Source organism: Flavobacterium sp. UBA7682 (assembly GCF_002482945.1).
In the GTDB taxonomy this organism is placed as follows: domain Bacteria; phylum Bacteroidota; class Bacteroidia; order Flavobacteriales; family Flavobacteriaceae; genus Flavobacterium.
The window spans coordinates 37,867-56,139 of record NZ_DLGY01000013.1 but is presented as its reverse complement, the minus strand read 5'-3'; the positions used below and the strand labels follow the sequence as shown (position 1 = coordinate 56,139).

The window sequence follows — 18,273 nt, the reverse complement described above, 5'->3', positions numbered from 1 at the left end:
CTGTTGCTCCTGAAGCTCCGGCTGCTGTAACGTTAGCTTGTGCGGATGATATTCCTGCAATGATTTCATTAACTGCTACGGATAACTGTAACGATGCAATCACTGCTCAAGGGGTTGATACTGTTGCTCAAGGAGAATGTCCTAACTCGTTTACTGTAACCAGAACTTGGACTTTCACTGATGCTTGTGACAACACTTCATCGGTATCGCAAATTATTACTGTAAATGATACTGTTGCGCCTGTAACTCCTGAAGCTCCGGCTGCTGTAACAGTAACTTGTGCGAATGATGTTCCTGCAATGATTACACTTACTGCTACTGATAATTGTGATGTTGCTATCACTGTTCAAGGGGTTGATACAATCACTCAAGGTGACTGTGCTAACTCATTCACGGTAACCAGAACTTGGACTTTCACTGATGCTTGTGACAACACTTCATCAGTATCACAAATTATAACTGTAAATGATACTGTTGATCCTACTTTTGTTGATTTAGCTCCGGCAGACACCACTGCTTCTTGTGACAACATTCCTAGTCCGGCGGTATTGACTGCTATTGATAACTGTAGTGCTGCTACTGTAACTATGAGTCAGACAACCATTCAAGGAAACTGTCCTTCTAACTACCAATTAGTGAGAACTTGGACCGCAACGGATGCTTGTGGAAATACAGCCACTGTTGTTCAGACCATAACTGTTTCTGATACTGTTGGTCCTGTATCAAACACTCCATTACTCGTAAAAGCAGATGCTACGTGTGACAATATCCCGGCACCTCAAAATATAGTATTTACTGATAATTGTTCTGAAGTTGGAACACCAGTATTTACTGAAACACAATCAGAGGTTGTTAATGGAGTGTACACCATAACCAGAACATGGGTTGTATCTGATGCTTGTGGTAACTTATCACAAACTTATACTCAAAACGTATATGTATCTCAAATTGCTGAAGTTATCACACTTCCGTCTGTACAATTAAGTAATGGTGATGATGTAAATACATCTTTAAACTCATTATTACCTCAAGGTGTTGAAGGAGGAACTTGGACAAATGTGGATAATGTTGGTGGTTTTGATTCTATCAATAATACATTTAATCCATTGGGAATTGAACCTGGTGAATATCTGTTCAGTTATTCAATAAATGACGGTCCGTGTCCAACAAGATATGAAGTACTAATAATTATTGGAGGTGTTGGACCTTGTGAAGCTATAATCATTCACAATGCCTTTACTCCAAATGGTGACTCATTCAATCAATTTTTTAACATAGAAAATATTGAAGACATCGCTTGTTATCCGACAAATAATGTTCAAATTTACAACCGTTGGGGAGTTTTAGTTTATGAAACAAAAAACTATGACAATAATACCCGAAGATTTGAAGGTATCTCTGAAGGTAGAACTACTATCAGCAGATCTGAAGAATTACCTACCGGAACTTATTTTTATATCATTGAATGGAAAACAAGTGAAGGAAATAGTGTAACTAAAGACGGATATTTATACTTAACCAGATAAACCTACTAACTCCTGAGGGCGTAAAAACCCTCAGGATAAATTAACAAAATATGAAAACAAAAATTTTAATTTTCGCTTTGATGTTAACGTGTTATACTGGTTTTGCTCAGCAAGACGCACAGTATACCCAATACATGTATAACACGATCAATATCAATCCCGCTTATGCTGGATCGAGAGGAGTTATGAGTATTTTCGGATTACATCGTACCCAATGGGTAGGATTAGACGGAGCGCCAACAACTAACGCTTTTTCTATTAATACTCCAATTAACAATAGTAATTTAGGTGTTGGTTTATCGGTGGTAAGTGATAAAATCGGTCCTACCAGAGACAATACAATTTCAGCTGATTTATCTTATTCTATACAAACGTCTGAAACTTACAAATTGTCCTTTGGTATCAAAGCCAGTGGTAATTTATTTAACCTAGACGTAAATGATTTAAATCCAGCTGATGCAGGCGATCCAAATCTTCAAAATTTCAGCAATGAATTTTCTCCGAATTTCGGTGCCGGTGTATATTTACACTCTGATAAATTGTACTTTGGTCTTTCGGTACCTAACTTTTTACAAGACTCAAAATACAATGACAACGAAGTAGCTGTATTTCAAGAGAGAATGAATTTTTATGCTATTGGAGGTTATGTATTCGATATTTCTCCTTCGGTTAAATTTAAACCTGCATTCTTGACGAAATTAGTCACCGGTTCACCGCTTCAGGTTGATGCTTCTGCTAACTTCTTATTCTTTGATAAGTTAATGCTTGGCGCAGCTTACCGTTGGGATGCAGCAATAAGTGCTTTAGCCGGATTTCAAGTAACTGATGGTTTATTCATCGGTTACAGTTACGATAGAGAAACTACTCAATTGAAAAACTATAACTCTGGTTCTCATGAGGTATTCCTTCGTTTTGAGTTGTTCAATAGAGTTAGTAAATTGGTATCACCTAGATTCTTCTAATAACACAACGATTATGAAAAATAAAATTATATATTTAGTACTATTAACTTTCGCTACTGTGAACAGTTATTCACAAGTTGGTAAAACAGAAGTAAAAGGTAATAAGGAGTATGATAAATACGCCTACATTGATGCCATTAAGACTTACGAACGCATTTATGAAAAAGGATATAAATCTCCTGATATGTTACTTAAAATTGGTAACGCCTACTATTTCAATGCTGATTTAGAAAAAGCAAACAAATGGTATAGCGAGCTATACGCAACCAATCCTGATCAAGAAGCGGAATTTTATTATCGCTATGCACAAGCTTTAAGAGCAGTTAAAGACTATCCGAAAGCAGATGCTATGATGGCTAAATTCAATGATAAAAGTGGTAATACACTTAGAGGTCAGAAGTTTGCTAAAGGCAGAGATTATTTAGCAGAAATCAAAAAGAATTCAGGTCGCTATAAAATTGAAGATGCCGGAATCAACTCTAAGTATTCTGATTATGGACCTGCTTACATGGGCACAAAGGTAATTTTTACCTCTGCTCGTGATACCGGAAATTTCTCTAAAAGAATCCACACTTGGACCGGGCAGTACTTTACTAATCTATACAGTTCCGCTTTAGGGGAAGACGGTGGATTAACCGGAGTAGATAAATTTGGTAAAAAAATCAACACCAAATACCATGAAGATACTCCAGCTTTTACCAAAGACGGAAAAACAGTTTATTTCACCAGAAATAACTACTTAGACGGAAGAGGTTTTGATGCTAATAAAGTAACTTTATTAAAAATTTATAAAGCCAACCTTGACGATGAAGGAAAATGGATAAACATTACGCCGTTAAATTTCAACAGCGATAGTTATCAAGCGGCACATCCTGCCCTATCTCCGGATGAAAAAACTTTGTACTTTGCTTCAGATATGCCGGGAACTTTCGGACAATCAGATCTTTTTAGAGTAAAAATCAACGAAGATGGAAGTTTAGGAACTCCTGAAAATCTAGGTAAATCAATCAATACCGAAGGAAGAGAAACTTATCCTTTTATTTCCGATGACAATGAATTGTACTTTGCTTCTGATGGCCAACCGGGATTAGGTGGTTTAGATGTATTTGTAACCAGAGTTCCTAAAGACGGTAGCTTAGACTTTAAAGACGCTTTAAACATTGGTGAAGAAGGAAACAGTTCTAAAGATGATTTCGGATTTATTATCAACTCTAAAACAAAACAAGGTTTCGTGAGTTCCAATAGAGATGGCGGACAAGGAAGTGATGATATTTACAAATTTGTAGAAACTCGTCCTATTTTCTGTGACCAAATTCTATTTGGAGTCATTACTGATGAAGATACTAAAGCGGTATTACCAAATACCAAATTGATTCTTATGGATGAAAAATTCAATAAGCTAAAAGAAACCGTTTCTGATGCTGAAGGTAAATATGAATTCTTAGACGTTGAATGTGGTACTAAATACTATGTAAACGCTTCGCTTGAAGATTATGAAACCAAAGAAGTGCCGGTTATCATCGGTTCTGACTCAGGAAAAACAGAGTTAAACATCGAGCTTAAAACCAAAACTTGTCGCGTTAAAATTGGTGACGACTTAGCGGATTGTTTCAAAATTAACATTATCTATTTCGACTTAGACAAATGGAATATCCGTCCGGATGCTGCAGTTGATTTAGCTAAATTATTAGATGTATTGAACCAAAATCCATCTATGAAAATCAATATTCGTTCACATACCGATAGCCGTGCTTCTCATCCTTATAACAAAAAATTATCTGACAGAAGAGCAAAATCTACCAAAGATTGGTTAATCAAAAATGGCATTGCTGCTGATCGTTTAACTTCTGAAGGTCTGGGTGAAACAGAATTGGTTAACAAATGCGCTGATGATGTGAAATGTACAGAAGAAGAGCATCAGCTAAACAGAAGAAGTGAATTTATCATCACAAGTTTATAATTCCTTTAACTTTATAAATATTTTAAAGCACCCTTTTTCGGGTGCTTTTTTTTATATTTGAAACATGAAAATTACCAAACTATTCAACGACTTCTTTGACAGTGAAAAAGCAGGTGGATTTATGCTTATAGGCTGTACCCTACTTTCTTTATTATTAACCAATTCCATTTGGAGTGAAGAATACCTGAGTATTTGGCATATGCAAATTGGAAGTCATTCCTTTGAGCATTGGATTAATGACGGTCTAATGACCATTTTCTTTTTGCTGATTGGGTTAGAATTGGAAAGAGAAATTTATGCCGGTGAACTCTCTAATCTCAAAAACGCCTTACTTCCAATATTCGCAGCAATAGGCGGAATGATCGTTCCAGCCGGATTGTATTTATTCTTAAACTATGGAACCGATACCCAATCGGGAGCCGGAATTCCAATGGCGACAGATATTGCTTTTGCGTTGGGGATTTTGTCGTTATTAGGAAAAAAAGTACCGATTTCACTAAAAATATTTTTAACTGCATTGGCCGTTATCGATGATTTAGGTGCCATTTTAATCATCGCCATTTTCTACACCAAAGATTTAGTTTGGAGCAATTTACTAATCTCTTTAGGTATTTTTGCAATCTTACTAGTAATGAACAGACTGAAAGTACGCAACCTTATTCCCTATTTACTCTTAGGTGTGGTGATGTGGTATTTTATGCTGAATTCAGGTGTGCATGCTACCATTACCGGAGTTTTATTGGCTTTTGCTATTCCTTTTGGAAACGGAAACAAAAAATCAACTTCCTATATTTTACAACATTTTCTGCATAAACCCGTAGCCTTTTTAATCTTGCCCTTGTTCGCTTTAGCCAATACTGCAATTATCTTAAATTCCGATTGGCATTATGCTTTAAGCCATAATTATACCTTGGGCATTGCGCTGGGATTAATTGTTGGAAAACCGGTTGGTATATGGTTGTTCAGCTTTTTGGCGGTAAAATTAAAGTTTAGCCAACTTCCTGAAGACTTGAATTGGAAATCTATTTTTGGAGTTAGCTTTCTGGGCGGAATTGGTTTTACCATGTCCATCTTTATTACACTACTCGCCTTTTCCGACGGTGAACACATTGACAATTCCAAAATCATGATTCTGGTTTCATCATTAATTGCCGGAATAATTGGATTGGTTTATCTGAAAATCAATCTCAAGAAACAAAAATTAAAACGTTAATACCATTTCTTCTTTTTGAAATAATAAATCATTCCGAGTAACAAAAAGAACATGAATCCAACTATGTAGAAATAACCGTATTTCCAATGCAGTTCGGGCATGTTATCAAAGTTCATTCCGTAAATCCCGACAATAAAAGTCAAAGGCATAAAGAATACCGAAACCACAGTTAAAGTTTTCATCACTTGGTTCAGCTTTTGATTTTGGGTCGAAAAGTAAAAACTAGAAGCACTTTCCAATGAAGTCAAGTCGTATTCAATTTGTTCCAAAAGCTCTAAACACTTTTGATGCAACCTTGAAAAGAAACTGTAATTTTCAGTCTCAATCGCATTGAAAACATTATCATCTTTCATGCTTTTGATTGAATACAACGAATCACGCAGCGGAATAATAGACCGTTTCAGAAAATTAAAATTATCGCGATGCTTTTCAATTTGTTCCAAAATCTCGGGATTAGTACTGGTTTTTGAAATGTCTATCAACGCTTCTACTCTGTCTTCCTCATTTTCAATTGTAATGTAGAAGTTTTCCATAATAGCATCTAATAACAAATACAGAAGATAATCTGCTTTTTTATCTCTAACAATACCCGAATGGGTTCTGATACGTTCGCGAATGTGAGTAAAAAAATCGCTTCGCTTTTCCTGAAACGAAACCAAAACACCATTCTTCAACAAAAAACTAACTTGCTCTACACTAATGTTGTCACTATTTTCAACAGGCAACATCGATTTGATATTGAAAAACAAAATGTCATGATATTCATCAAGTTTGGTTCGCTTGGTTGTATTCAAAATATCACCTAACATGAAATTATCCACATTCAGAAAGTCACCAACCGATTTGATAACGTCTGTATTATTCAATCCGTGAATATTAAGCCAGTTCACTTTTGACAATTCGATACATTTCCCCAATTGGCTTTGGGTAAATTCTTTATATTCCGTCAAGTCATCCGTATCATAAACAAACAACTGCATTTCGGTCTTGGTTTCCTTATGAACTCCGGTGTAATCCAAAAATGTTGGCTGAACTTTTTTCCCCTTTTTATATTTTATTTTTCTCACGAATTCTAAATTTGCTTAAAATTAAGCATATTTATTTTTTTCAAAGTATTTTTACCAAAAATCATTGTATGCAAACGCTAATCATCAACATCAAAGAATTATTGCAAATTAGAGAAACTAACATCGATAAAGTTTCCGGTAGCGAAATGTCCATTTTGCCTTCGATTAAAGAGGCGTTTCTTTTGATAGAAAATGATACGATTGCGGCTTTTGGGTCAATGAACGATTGTCCCAAAATCAATGCTGATAAAACAATTGATGCGACAGGCAAAATTGTGTTACCAAGTTGGTGTGACAGTCATACCCATATTGTGTACGCCGGAAATCGCGAACAAGAATTCGTAGACAGAATCAACGGCCTGACTTATGAAGAAATTGCCAATCGCGGTGGCGGCATTTTGAATTCGGCCAAAAAACTGAACGAAACATCAGAAGGCGACATTTATAACCAATCCAAAAAACGTTTAGAAGAAGTCATCCAGCAAGGAACAGGCGCGGTCGAAATCAAATCGGGTTACGGTTTGACAGTTGAAGGTGAATTGAAAATGCTTCGTGTAATTAAGAAATTGGCACAAAACTATCCGATTGCTATCAAAGCTACTTTTCTTGGTGCGCACGCTTTTCCATTAGAATACAAAGAAAATCATTCGGCTTATATCGATTTGCTCCTTAACGAAATGTTACCCAAAATTGCTGAAGAAAAACTAGCCGATTACATCGATGCCTTTTTGGAAACGGGTTATTTCTCCGTCGAAGAAACGGAAAGAATTATGGAAGCCGGAAAAAAATTCGGGTTGCGTTCAAAAATACATGTGAACCAATTCACCGCCATCAATGGCATTGCCGCTTGCGTAAAGCATAACGCACTTTCGGTAGATCATCTCGAAATTGTAACTGATGAAGACATTGAAGCTTTAAAAGGCACAGAAACGATAGCCGTTGCTTTACCGAGCTGTTCCTATTTCATCAGTATTCCTTATACTCCTGCAAGAAAAATGATTTCGGCAGGTTTGCCTTTGGCTTTAGCTTCCGATTTTAATCCGGGAACAACACCTTCGGGGAATATGAATTTTGTAGTAGCAACGGCATGTATCAAAATGAAAATGACTCCGGAAGAAGCTATTAATGCAGCAACTATCAATGGTGCTTACGCTATGGGATTGTCATCAACTCATGGAAGTATTACCGTTGGCAAATCAGCCAATTTGATTATCACCAAACCACTTAATTCCTATTATGAATTACCGTATGCCTTTGGCAGCAATCTAATTGAACAAGTCATCCTCAACGGAAAAGTAATGGTATAAAAAAAGTCCCGATTACTCAGGACTTTCATTTCTATTAATTAATTATCGTTTATCTTAAAGAGAAACTGCTTTTTGAAACCAATTCACCTTTGTCAAATACATTTACAAAGTAAGTCCCTTTAGCAAAATCTTTACCCGGTAATTGCTCTTTTACATCTACCGTTTTGTTTTCGTATTTCACAGTGGTTGTGAAACTATATGTCAAAGAAACTTCACCAAACGAAATCGTTGCTTTATCTCCTAAAACATTGTTTTTAGCATCAATCACCTGAACATAGTAAACTTTATCTCCTGATTTAGCAATTTTGTTCTCAGCGATGGTAAAGGCAACTTGCAACAAGTCAGCTCTGCTGGCTTTATCTGTTTCAATTTGTTTTCCTGAACTTCTTTGTTTGTAAGCCGCTGTTTTCAAATTAGTAACAGTCAATTTTGAACCTTTTTCAACCGTTTTTGCTAATTCTTCATTTTGTCCTACCAATACTTGATTGTATTTTTTAGAATCTTCCAAAATAACTTTCGTACTGTCTAAATCAGTTGTCAATTCTTGGTTTTGAGCTTTCAAAACTTCTACTTCTTGCATCAGATTCTTCATCTTTTGCTCCATTTGTTTGAATTGGTCTCTGTACTTTCTCAAAGAAGCATTATCACCTTTGGCAGATTTTAATTCGGTCATTAGTTTAACCACTTTATCTCTTTCAGCAATTAATTCATCAGACATAGAAGTGTTTTCAGCTATAGCAGTATCATAAGTAGCTTTTAGTTCAGCCAAATCTTTTAAAACATCTTCTTTTTCAGATTTTGTTTCAACGACTGTTGTTTCCAATGCCTTCGCATCTGAAGTCAATTTGAAAATATAAACCAAACTGCCCACTAATAATATAGCTAAGATTGCTACGATTGCCTTAAGTTTTGAATTACCGTTTTGATTTTCCATAAATTGTAGTTTTAATTTTAACAAAAGTAATAATATAAAGTAATAATAATTATTATAGTAACGTTAAATAAGCAATTAAATTATATTTTTGAGCAAATATTCTTCAAATGGAAAGATTGATTCCTTTCACAATTACCGATTTGGCTAAGGTTACCAACCACAGAAGTGGCGAAGTAAAATTTGGCGAAAAAATGCTGACTATTCCAAAAGGTGAGAATTATGTCGACTTTTTAAAAAGATGCGAAGCCAAATACGTTTTGTTGGGAATTCCCGAAGATGTTGGCGTTCGTGCCAATTTTGGTCGTCCCGGAGCGGCTTCGGCTTGGCAAAGCGCGATTAGCAGTATTGCTAACATTCAGCACAATCGTTTTTGCAAAGGAAGCCAAATTGTAGTATTGGGTAAACTAGATGCATCAGCAGAAATGGAAGAAGCTAAAGATCTTGACTTTCATATAACCGCCGATAGAAAATTACTAAGTACACTCGTTGAAAGAATTGATAAAGAAGTGGTGCATCTTGTAACTACCATTATCAAATGTGGTAAAACGCCAATTATCATTGGTGGCGGACACAACAATGCTTACGGAAATATTAAAGGAACTGCATTAGGATTGGGCAAACCCATCAATGCTATCAATTTTGATGCCCATTCCGATTTCAGAATTTTAGAAGGAAGACATAGCGGCAACGGCTTTTCTTATGCGTATGAAGAAGGCTTTTTGAAGAAATACTTCATCTTTGGTTTGCACGAAAATTACACTTCAAAAAACGTGATTGATATTTTAAAAAAAATGGAAGACCGCGTGAACTACAATACTTATGACGAGATCAAAGTACGCCAACTAAAAAACTTCCAACAAGAGTTAAACACGGCGTATGATTTCATCAAAAACGATGCTTACGGCATTGAAATTGATTTAGACTCTTTACCCAATATTGCCAGTAGCGCTATGACCATGAGCGGTTTTTCGATTGAAGAATTACGCCAATTTGTTTCTTTCTTTGGAAAAAACAAAAATGCGAGTTATATCCATATTTGCGAAGGTGCACCAGATTTGGGCGAAGAAAAAAATAACCATCTTATAGGGAAATTGATTGGTTATTTGGTAACTGATTTTATTAAGTCGAGAAAAGAACTTATTTGAGTTAATGAATTATGAATTATAAATTATGAGTTATGAATTCAGAAAACAACTCCTAACTCATAATTTATAACTCATAACTTATAAAATGCTATCTTTGCGGCGGTTTACACTTAATCGTAATCCTAATTTATGTTATTCGAAGATTTATCATTATCCAATAGTATCCAAAGAGCAGTCTTTGAAGAAGGATATACAAGCCCTACGCCTATTCAAGAAAAAGCAATTCCTTTTATTTTAGCGGGAAAAGATTTGGTAGGTTGTGCCCAAACCGGCACAGGGAAAACAGCTGCTTTTGCGATTCCAATTATACACAACCTACACAGAATGGTAGGTTCGTCCAAAAAAACAAAACAAATTCGTTGCCTGGTTGTGACGCCAACACGTGAGTTAGCCGTACAAATCGGCGAAAGTTTTGATACTTATGGAAAATACACCAATTTGAGACAACTAACCATTTTTGGTGGTGTTTCTCAAGTACCACAAGTGGACCAATTGAAAAAAGGCATTGATATTTTAATTGCTACTCCGGGAAGATTATTGGACTTACACAAGCAAGGTTTTATCGATTTTGACCATTTGCATTATTTGGTTTTAGATGAATCCGATTTAATGTTGGACATGGGCTTTATCAATGATGTTAGAAAGATTGTGAAATTAGTTCCAACCAACAGACAAACTTTATTGTTTTCGGCAACGATGCCCATGGCGATTCGTGAATTGGCGGATACTTTTTTAAACAAACCCGAATATGTTTCGGTGACTCCTGTTTCTTCTACGGCGGAAATTATTGAGCAGCAGATTTATTATGTTGACAAATCAGACAAACGTGGTTTACTTTACCATTTGATACGCAATGAAAATTTGAGCAATGTGCTGGTTTTTGTTCGTACCAAACATGGCGCTGACAATGTGGTTAAAGCTTTAAAGAAGCACGGCGTAAATGCTGAGGCAATACACGGAGACAAATCGCAAACCGCTCGTCAAAGGGTTTTGGACAACTTTAAAAACAAAGAAATTACCGTTTTGGTCGCTACTGATATTGCGGCTCGTGGTATTGATATTGAAAGTTTACCTTATGTAATCAACTTTGATTTGCCAAACATTCCGGAAACTTACGTTCACCGTATAGGTAGAACCGGTCGTGCCGGAAATGGCGGAATCTCAATCTCATTCTGCGGAAAAGACGAAGAACCGTATTGGAAAGATATTTTGAAATTGATTAAAGTCAATGTTAAAACCATCAAAGACCATCCGTTTCCATGGAAAGATGAAGAACCAAATCCGGATGCGAAACCTGATTTACGAAATAAAAAGAAACCCGAAGGAACCAATAATAATTCCAGAAAATCGGAAGCTTCTAAGAAAAATAAAAAGCGTTGGTATTAATCAACGCTTTCTTTTTCTCTACTCTTAATGTTATTGGAAATCACCTGGAACAACTTTGAAGGTTCAAATGGTTTGACCATAATATCATTCATTCCGGCTGAAATAGCTTCTTCGGTAACTTCTTGTTTATCGAAAGCTGTCAAAGCTATTACCGGTATAGTAATCCCTTTTTCTCTGATTTTTCGAGTCGTTTCAAAGCCATTAATCAAAGGCATATTGATATCCATCAAAATTAAATCGAATCTTTCTCGTTCCAATGCCACTATTGCCGCGTAACCATCATCCACGATAGTACAACTCATATTGCTGTTTTGGATAATTTTTTTGGTTACCATCTGGTTGATTTTATTGTCTTCTACTACCAAAATATTATACAAATGCGTATCAGACAAATCAACTTCTATGTTGTTGATAATCTCTCTTGATTTTTCTTCGTCATAGACTAAGCCAATGGTAAAGAAAAAAGTAGTTCCAACATTTTCCTCGCTTTCCAAATGAATTTCACTATCAAAAAGTTGCACCAATCTAGAAACAATTGACAATCCTAGTCCGGTGCCTTGGTAATCTTCTTCTTTGCGTTCTATTTGGACAAACTTATCAAAGATTTTGTCTTGGTGTTCTTTGGCAATTCCGATTCCGGTATCTTTAACTTTGAATTCGATAAAATACTTTTTATCAACCACTTCCTTTAAATCAGCAATAAGTGTAACTTCTCCGTTTTTAGTAAATTTCAAAGCGTTGCTTAGCAAATTCATGATGATTTGAGAAAGTCGAAGTTTATCACCAATTAAAAACTCAGGAATAGCGGTGTCAATTTCAACGCTTAACTTATTATTATTTTTATCCGCTATGTATTCCACTGAATTTTTAATGGTTGTAATTTCATCTGTGAGATTGAAAATCAAACTTTCTAAAACCACTCTTTTCTCTTCAATTTTATTAATTTGAAGAATGTCATTCACCAACGATAATAAATATTTGGCAGAAAATTTTAGCGATTTAAGATGTGGACTATTGGCCAATTCCTTATGTTCGTCGGTAATAATATTGGTAATACCAATGACGCCATACAACGGTGTTCTCAATTCATGAGTAATTGTTGATACAAATTGTGATTTGAGTTGGGAAGCTTCTTCGGCTTTTTCTTTGGCAGATTTTAAAGCTTCATTGGCTTGAGTTAATTCTAAATTGGCTTGCTCTCTAAGCTTAATATTTTTATACAAAGTCAATAACAGCAATAATAAAATGATAAGAATTACAATAAAAAGAATAACGATAAGCTTAGAGTCTTTCAGCGTTTTCTGTTGTTGCTCATTTTCTTTTTCAATTTTCCCAAGATGAATCTTGTATTCCTGTAATTCAATTTGAGCAGCAGCCTTTTTCAGGTTGTCCAATTTATCTTTGGAATAGACTATATTATTGAGTGAATTTAGTTTCGTTTGATACAACTGAACATTGGCATCGTCTTTATAAAGTTTATAATGGCGAACCAGATTTTCGTAAATATTAATCAAAAAAGCGTCGAATTTATTTTTTTCTGCTATGGATTTCGCTGTAAAAAAATGTTGTTCTCCTCTTTCCTTTTCATTGTTATTACTGGCATAAATCCCTAGTAGCAAATGCAATGACATTTTGGCTTCTTCATTGTCTTTACTAAGAATTTGTGCCTTAATGCTATTAATTTGCTCATTTCCTAAATCATATTTTTTAATAGCAAAATAAGCGCTGGCTAAATTTAGTTTGGTGTACTCAATTTGATCTGTATCTTTAATTTTAACAGCATAATAAAGTGATTTTTTGTAGTAATTAATACCTTTGTTAACATCAATATTACTGAAGTAATACACACTTCCTAAATTACCGTAAATCCAATTGAAGAGCTTATCGTTGTTCAGTTTCTTGGCATACACTAAAGCTTTATTGTAGAACTCAATAGCTTTCGCAGTTTCTGAACATTCATTAAAGATAGCACCAATGGTATTGTAGGATTGTGCAATTAACAAATCATCATTAATTGCAAAGGCCTTAACCAAAGCTAGTTTTGAAAATTCGAGTGCTTTGTCATAATTCGCATCACTAAAATCAACAACCGCTTGATTGAGGTGTTTTTTTATTACTTCTTTCTCCGCATTATTATCATGCGAATAAACGTTGGTTAAAGTAAGAAGTAAAAATAAAAGTAAACTATTGAGTTTAATCTTATTCATTGGGTTAGTTAGAAGAGTCAAATATAAAGTTTTTTTCAAAAAAAAATCCTGATTGCTCAGGATTTTCTAGGTTTATCGTTAATTTCTAATCAACTTTCTATATTTGATTCGTTTTGGTGTAACATCAGTACCTAAACGCTTCTTTTTGTTCTCTTCATATTCTGAGAAACCACCTTCAAAATAATATACTTCTGAATCTCCTTCAAAAGCTAAGATGTGTGTACAAATTCTGTCCAAGAACCATCTGTCGTGACTGATTACTACAGCGCAACCGGCAAAATTCTCCAAACCTTCTTCCAGCGCCCGAAGCGTATTGATGTCCAAATCATTCGTTGGCTCATCCAATAGCAACACGTTTCCTTCTTCTTTTAAGGTCATGGCCAAATGCAAACGGTTACGTTCACCACCTGATAAGGCGGCTACTTTCTTATTTTGATCGCTTCCGCCAAAGTTGAAACGAGATAAATAAGCTCTCGAATTTACTTGTCTTCCGCCCATCATGATTAATTCTTGTCCGTCACAGAAGTTTTCCCAAATTGATTTATTCACATCAATATTCGAATGCGCTTGATCAACGTAAGCTATCTTAACGGTATCGCCGACTAAAAACTCTCCTGAATCCACTTTTTCTTCGCCCATAATCATACGGAAGATAGTTGATTTACCGGCACCATTTGGCCCAATAATTCCAACAATTCCGGCTTGTGGCAAAGTAAAGTTCAAATTATCGTATAATAATTTGTCTCCAAAAGCTTTGGCTACACCTTTCGCTTCAATCACGTTGGTTCCTAACCTCGGACCATTTGGAATGTAGATTTCTAATTTCTCGTCGAGTTCTTTTTGGTCTTCGTTTAAAAGTTTGTCATAGTTCTGCAAACGTGCTTTTTGTTTGGTCTGACGACCTTTAGCACCTTGACGAACCCAGTCCAGCTCACGTTCTAATGTTTTTCTGCGTTTGGAAGCTACTTTTTCTTCTTGTTCCATACGTTTAGATTTTTGATCTAACCAAGAAGAATAGTTTCCTTTCCAAGGAATACCTTCACCTCTGTCCAGTTCCAAAATCCAGCCGGCTACATTATCTAAGAAATACCTGTCGTGCGTTACTGCGATTACAGTTCCGGCATATTGTGCTAAATGTTGTTCTAACCAAAGAACGCTTTCTGCATCCAAGTGGTTGGTTGGCTCATCTAATAATAACACGTCAGGTTGTTGCAATAATAAACGACATAAAGCCACACGGCGTTTCTCCCCGCCTGATAAATGTTTGATTGGTGTATCACTTTCAGGAGTGCGTAACGCATCCATAGCAACTTCTAATTTGTTGTCGATTTCCCAAGCACCGGCAGCGTCAATTTTGTCCTGAAGATCCGCTTGTCTGTCCATCAGTTTTTGCATCTTATCGGCATCTTCATACACTTCCGGCAAACCAAACATATCGTTGATTTTGTTGAATTCGTCTAAGATTGCCATCGTTTCAGCTACGCCTTCGCGAACGACTTCGATAACGGTTTTGCTATCGTCTAATTGTGGTTCTTGTTCTAAATAACCTACGGTATAACCCGGTTGAAAAACGACATCCCCTTGGTAGTTTTTATCTACTCCGGCTATGATTTTTAATAACGAAGATTTTCCGGAACCATTAAGACCTAGAATACCGATTTTGGCACCATAGAAAAAACTCAAATAGATGTTTTTTAATACTTGTTTATCACTTCCTTGATATGATTTACTCAAACGTTGCATTGAGAAAATCACTTTCTTATCATCTGACATATTTTATAATTTGATTGTTAGAATATTAGATTTTTAGATTATTTAGATTTATACCCTTCCTTTTAGTGAACTGAAAACCCAAGCATTGGCTAAAAAACCAACACCTACAGCCCCAAATCCCCAACCGGCTGTATCATCATAACGAAATGCGCCTAAAGCAATTAGTAACAATCCCATAATTATCATTATAAAAGTGGCCCAGCCTAAGACTGTATTTTTATTCATTGCCATATCTGTGGTGTTTATTTTTAGGAGAGCAAATTTAGTGAAAAGTTATGAATTATCAGTTAAAAGGGATTAGGGAAAAGGGATAAGAAAAGTAAACCGCAAAATTACTTTATAATAGCAAATCATGCTTTTCCCTTATCCCTTTTTCCTTTTGACTAATTACCTTTGTAAATTACACCTTCTTTCATTACAAAAATCACCTTCAACACCGTATTGACATCTTGTGTTGGGTCAAGTTCAGTTGCAATAATATCGGCTAGAAAACCCGGTTCTATACTACCGATTTGCTTGTCCATATCCAATAAAAATGCATTGGTAATCGTTGCCGATTGAATGGCTTTCATTATTGGCATTCCGGCTTCAACCATGTAAATAAATTCTTTGGCATTTAGCCCGTGTTCAAAAACACCTGCATCGGTACCAAAAGCGATGGGCACGCCTCTTTTATATGCCTTACCAAAGGTTGCTTGGATTTTTGGTCCAATGGCTAAAGCTTTAGGAACTATAATAGCCGGATAATAATCAGCTTTCAAAGCATTTTCAGCTACTGTTTTTCCTGCTGTTATAGTTGGTACTAAATAGGCGTTGTTTTTTATCATTAAATCCATGGTAGCATCGCTCATTTCCGTACCATGCTCTATAGTTTTTACACCGGCTCTTACTGCACGTTGCATTCCTTCATCACCATGGGCATGAGCCGCTACTTTCATATTATAGTCTTTGGCTGTACTGACTATTGCAGCAATTTCTTCTTCAGTAAATTGCGGATTCGAACCGCTCTTGGCCATACTTAAAACACCTCCTGTAGCTGTAATTTTAATCCAATCGGCACCATTTTTATAACGTTGACGCACCGCTTGTTTAGCATCTTCAACACTATTCACCACACCTTCTTTTGGACCGGGATTGCCCATTAAATCTTTTCGGTAACCACTCGTTGGATCAGCATGTCCACCGGTTGAAGCCAAAGATTTTTCGGCAGTAAATACTCTTGGCCCAACTATTTTACCGCTTCTGATTGCATTTCTCAAAGACACATTGACACCGCTTCCGCCTAAATCCCTAACCGTTGTGAATCCAGCCATTAGTGTAGTTTTAGCAAGCACTTCAGCATTATAAGCTACATCGGCGTCATTAAGAGTGAATTCTTCCAAATAAGCCGTTGGACTGGTTTCGCTTTCTAAATGCACGTGCATATCAATCCATCCCGGCATTACCGTTTTACTTTTCAAATCGATAACTTTTATAGTTGAATCTGTTGTATTCAAAAAACCATCATCAATACTTTTAATACTTTTTCCTGTAACGACAATCGTTTTATTCGTTAACACCTTACCGTTTCGAGTATCGATAAGTTTGCCACAATGGATATAAGTTTCTTGGGAAAATAAAATGGGAGTAATTAAAAATGACGCAAAGAGTAATAATTTTTTCATCAGAATAATATTAGACTGATAAAGATAGTAATTTTTAAAAGATGCAATCTACCTGAATATACTGGTGAGCATTTCTTTATACAAATCAGCATCCTCAAGATTGGCAGCGCCAACGCCTTTTCCCTTGACATCAATATCGCGTAAAGTAGCCACAATGCCGCTTACTTTTCGCATAGGATAATTCTTGGCAGCACCAATGTAATCATTAACAAAATAGGGATTGACTTTCAATATTTTTGCTACATTAGAAGGTGATTTATCTTTTAAACCGTGGTATTGTAATAAAGAAGAGAAAAAAGAAAACACCTGAGCATTTACAACAACCATAGGATTATCCTTTTGGTTTTGGGCAAAATAATGGGCTATCTGATACGCTTTTAATTGATTACCTTCCCCAATAGCTTTTCGAAATTCGAATACATTGAAATCTTTGCTAAAGCCTATATTTTCTTCAATATGATGTGGTGTAATCGCACTGCCTTTTGGCAAAATAATTTCAAGCTTGGTTAATTCATTAGCAATTCTGCTTAAATCATTGCCTAAAAACGCGACCAACATCGCATTCGCTTTGGGTTCAATGGTATAACCCTTTCCTTGTAAAACACGTGTAATCCATTGACCTACTTGGTTTTCATACATTTTTTTGCTCTCATAAACTAAGCCGTGTTTGTCTAAAGTCTTGGTGATTTTTTTTCGTTTGTCGAGAGTTTTGTATTTATAAGCCATCACCAAAACCGTCGTAGGTTGTGGATTTTCGGCATAAGATTCTAGTTTGTCAATGGTTTTGGCCAAATCTTGTGCTTCTTTTACAATCACGACTTGGCGTTCCGCCATCATCGGATAGCGCTTGGCATTGGAAACAATATCATCAATGGTTGTATCACGACCGTATAATACCATTTGGTTAAAGCCTTTCTCCTCTTCGGTTAAAAGATTGTGCTCCAAATATTCGGTAATTCTATCGATATAATAAGGCTCTTCTCCCATCAAAAAATAGATAGGTTTTACTTTTCCGGCTTTTATATCGTTGATAATTTTAAGTACTTCGTCCATTGTGTTATTTTGATAAAAGATGACGAACAGATAATTGACGGATAGATAAAGACTGTTTGGCTAGTCTATCGTCTTC

14 protein-coding genes are annotated in these 18,273 nt (G+C 35.8%); 7 read left to right on the top strand and 7 right to left on the bottom strand.

Annotated elements, in window-relative coordinates:
- From B3C16_RS03060 to nhaA, 4 genes are all read left to right on the top strand, one after another.
- Nucleotides 1-1,526: gliding motility-associated C-terminal domain-containing protein (locus B3C16_RS03060; protein ID WP_291128602.1), on the top strand; the 1,526-nt coding region annotated here is incomplete at its 5' end.
- Between the two features lie 50 nt (nt 1,527-1,576).
- Nucleotides 1,577-2,488: a PorP/SprF family type IX secretion system membrane protein gene (locus B3C16_RS03055; RefSeq protein ID WP_121313510.1), complete on the top strand. Its 912-nt coding sequence runs from the start codon at nt 1,577-1,579 to the stop codon at nt 2,486-2,488.
- 13 nt (nt 2,489-2,501) lie between these two features.
- Complete coding sequence (locus B3C16_RS03050) at nt 2,502-4,448, top strand: OmpA family protein (RefSeq protein WP_291128600.1); 1,947 nt, start codon at nt 2,502-2,504, stop codon at nt 4,446-4,448.
- A gap of 64 nt (nt 4,449-4,512) precedes the next feature.
- On the top strand, nt 4,513-5,661 hold the full coding sequence (nhaA, locus tag B3C16_RS03045; RefSeq protein ID WP_291128598.1) for a Na+/H+ antiporter NhaA: 1,149 nt from the start codon (nt 4,513-4,515) through the stop codon (nt 5,659-5,661).
- Here the strand turns inward: nhaA and corA are convergent.
- Nucleotides 5,658-6,728 carry a magnesium/cobalt transporter CorA gene (gene corA, locus B3C16_RS03040; RefSeq protein WP_291128596.1) on the bottom strand — a complete coding sequence of 357 codons (1,071 nt, stop codon included), beginning with the start codon at nt 6,726-6,728 and terminating at the stop codon, nt 5,658-5,660. The genes nhaA and corA overlap by 4 nt on opposite strands.
- A 68-nt stretch (nt 6,729-6,796) precedes the next feature.
- Between corA and hutI the strand changes: the two genes are divergently transcribed.
- Nucleotides 6,797-8,035, top strand: coding sequence for an imidazolonepropionase (gene hutI, locus B3C16_RS03035; RefSeq protein ID WP_121313506.1), 1,239 nt, complete (start codon nt 6,797-6,799; stop codon nt 8,033-8,035).
- A 49-nt stretch (nt 8,036-8,084) separates the two neighbouring features.
- Here hutI and B3C16_RS03030 read toward each other — a convergent pair whose 3' ends face one another.
- Nucleotides 8,085-8,969 carry a hypothetical protein gene (locus B3C16_RS03030; protein ID WP_121313505.1) on the bottom strand — a complete coding sequence of 295 codons (885 nt, stop codon included), beginning with the start codon at nt 8,967-8,969 and terminating at the stop codon, nt 8,085-8,087.
- A 107-nt stretch (nt 8,970-9,076) separates the two neighbouring features.
- Here B3C16_RS03030 and B3C16_RS03025 point away from each other — a divergent pair, with 107 nt between their 5' ends.
- Both B3C16_RS03025 and B3C16_RS03020 read left to right on the top strand, forming a co-directional pair.
- On the top strand, nt 9,077-10,114 hold the full coding sequence (locus B3C16_RS03025) for a formimidoylglutamase (RefSeq protein ID WP_121313504.1): 1,038 nt from the start codon (nt 9,077-9,079) through the stop codon (nt 10,112-10,114).
- Nucleotides 10,115-10,243: 129 nt separating this feature from the next.
- The gene (locus tag B3C16_RS03020) at nt 10,244-11,500 is read left to right on the top strand and encodes a DEAD/DEAH box helicase (RefSeq protein ID WP_291128592.1); all 1,257 of its coding nucleotides are present in this window, start codon (nt 10,244-10,246) and stop codon (nt 11,498-11,500) included.
- On the opposite strand, the gene B3C16_RS03015 is transcribed toward B3C16_RS03020, so the two are convergent.
- From B3C16_RS03015 to holA, 5 genes are all read right to left on the bottom strand, one after another.
- The gene (locus B3C16_RS03015; protein ID WP_121313502.1) at nt 11,497-13,707 is read right to left on the bottom strand and encodes a response regulator; all 2,211 of its coding nucleotides are present in this window, start codon (nt 13,705-13,707) and stop codon (nt 11,497-11,499) included. The two genes, B3C16_RS03020 and B3C16_RS03015, sit on opposite strands and share 4 nt — an antisense overlap.
- A gap of 78 nt (nt 13,708-13,785) precedes the next feature.
- Complete coding sequence (ettA, locus tag B3C16_RS03010) at nt 13,786-15,480, bottom strand: energy-dependent translational throttle protein EttA (RefSeq protein ID WP_291128590.1); 1,695 nt, start codon at nt 15,478-15,480, stop codon at nt 13,786-13,788.
- 48 nt (nt 15,481-15,528) lie between these two features.
- Nucleotides 15,529-15,711 carry a CAL67264 family membrane protein gene (locus B3C16_RS03005; protein WP_121313500.1) on the bottom strand — a complete coding sequence of 61 codons (183 nt, stop codon included), beginning with the start codon at nt 15,709-15,711 and terminating at the stop codon, nt 15,529-15,531.
- 152 nt (nt 15,712-15,863) lie between these two features.
- Nucleotides 15,864-17,144: a metal-dependent hydrolase family protein gene (locus tag B3C16_RS03000; RefSeq protein ID WP_291128587.1), complete on the bottom strand. Its 1,281-nt coding sequence runs from the start codon at nt 17,142-17,144 to the stop codon at nt 15,864-15,866.
- A 48-nt stretch (nt 17,145-17,192) separates the two neighbouring features.
- Complete coding sequence (gene holA, locus B3C16_RS02995) at nt 17,193-18,197, bottom strand: DNA polymerase III subunit delta (protein ID WP_121313498.1); 1,005 nt, start codon at nt 18,195-18,197, stop codon at nt 17,193-17,195.
- Nucleotides 18,198-18,273: the final 76 nt, after the last annotated feature.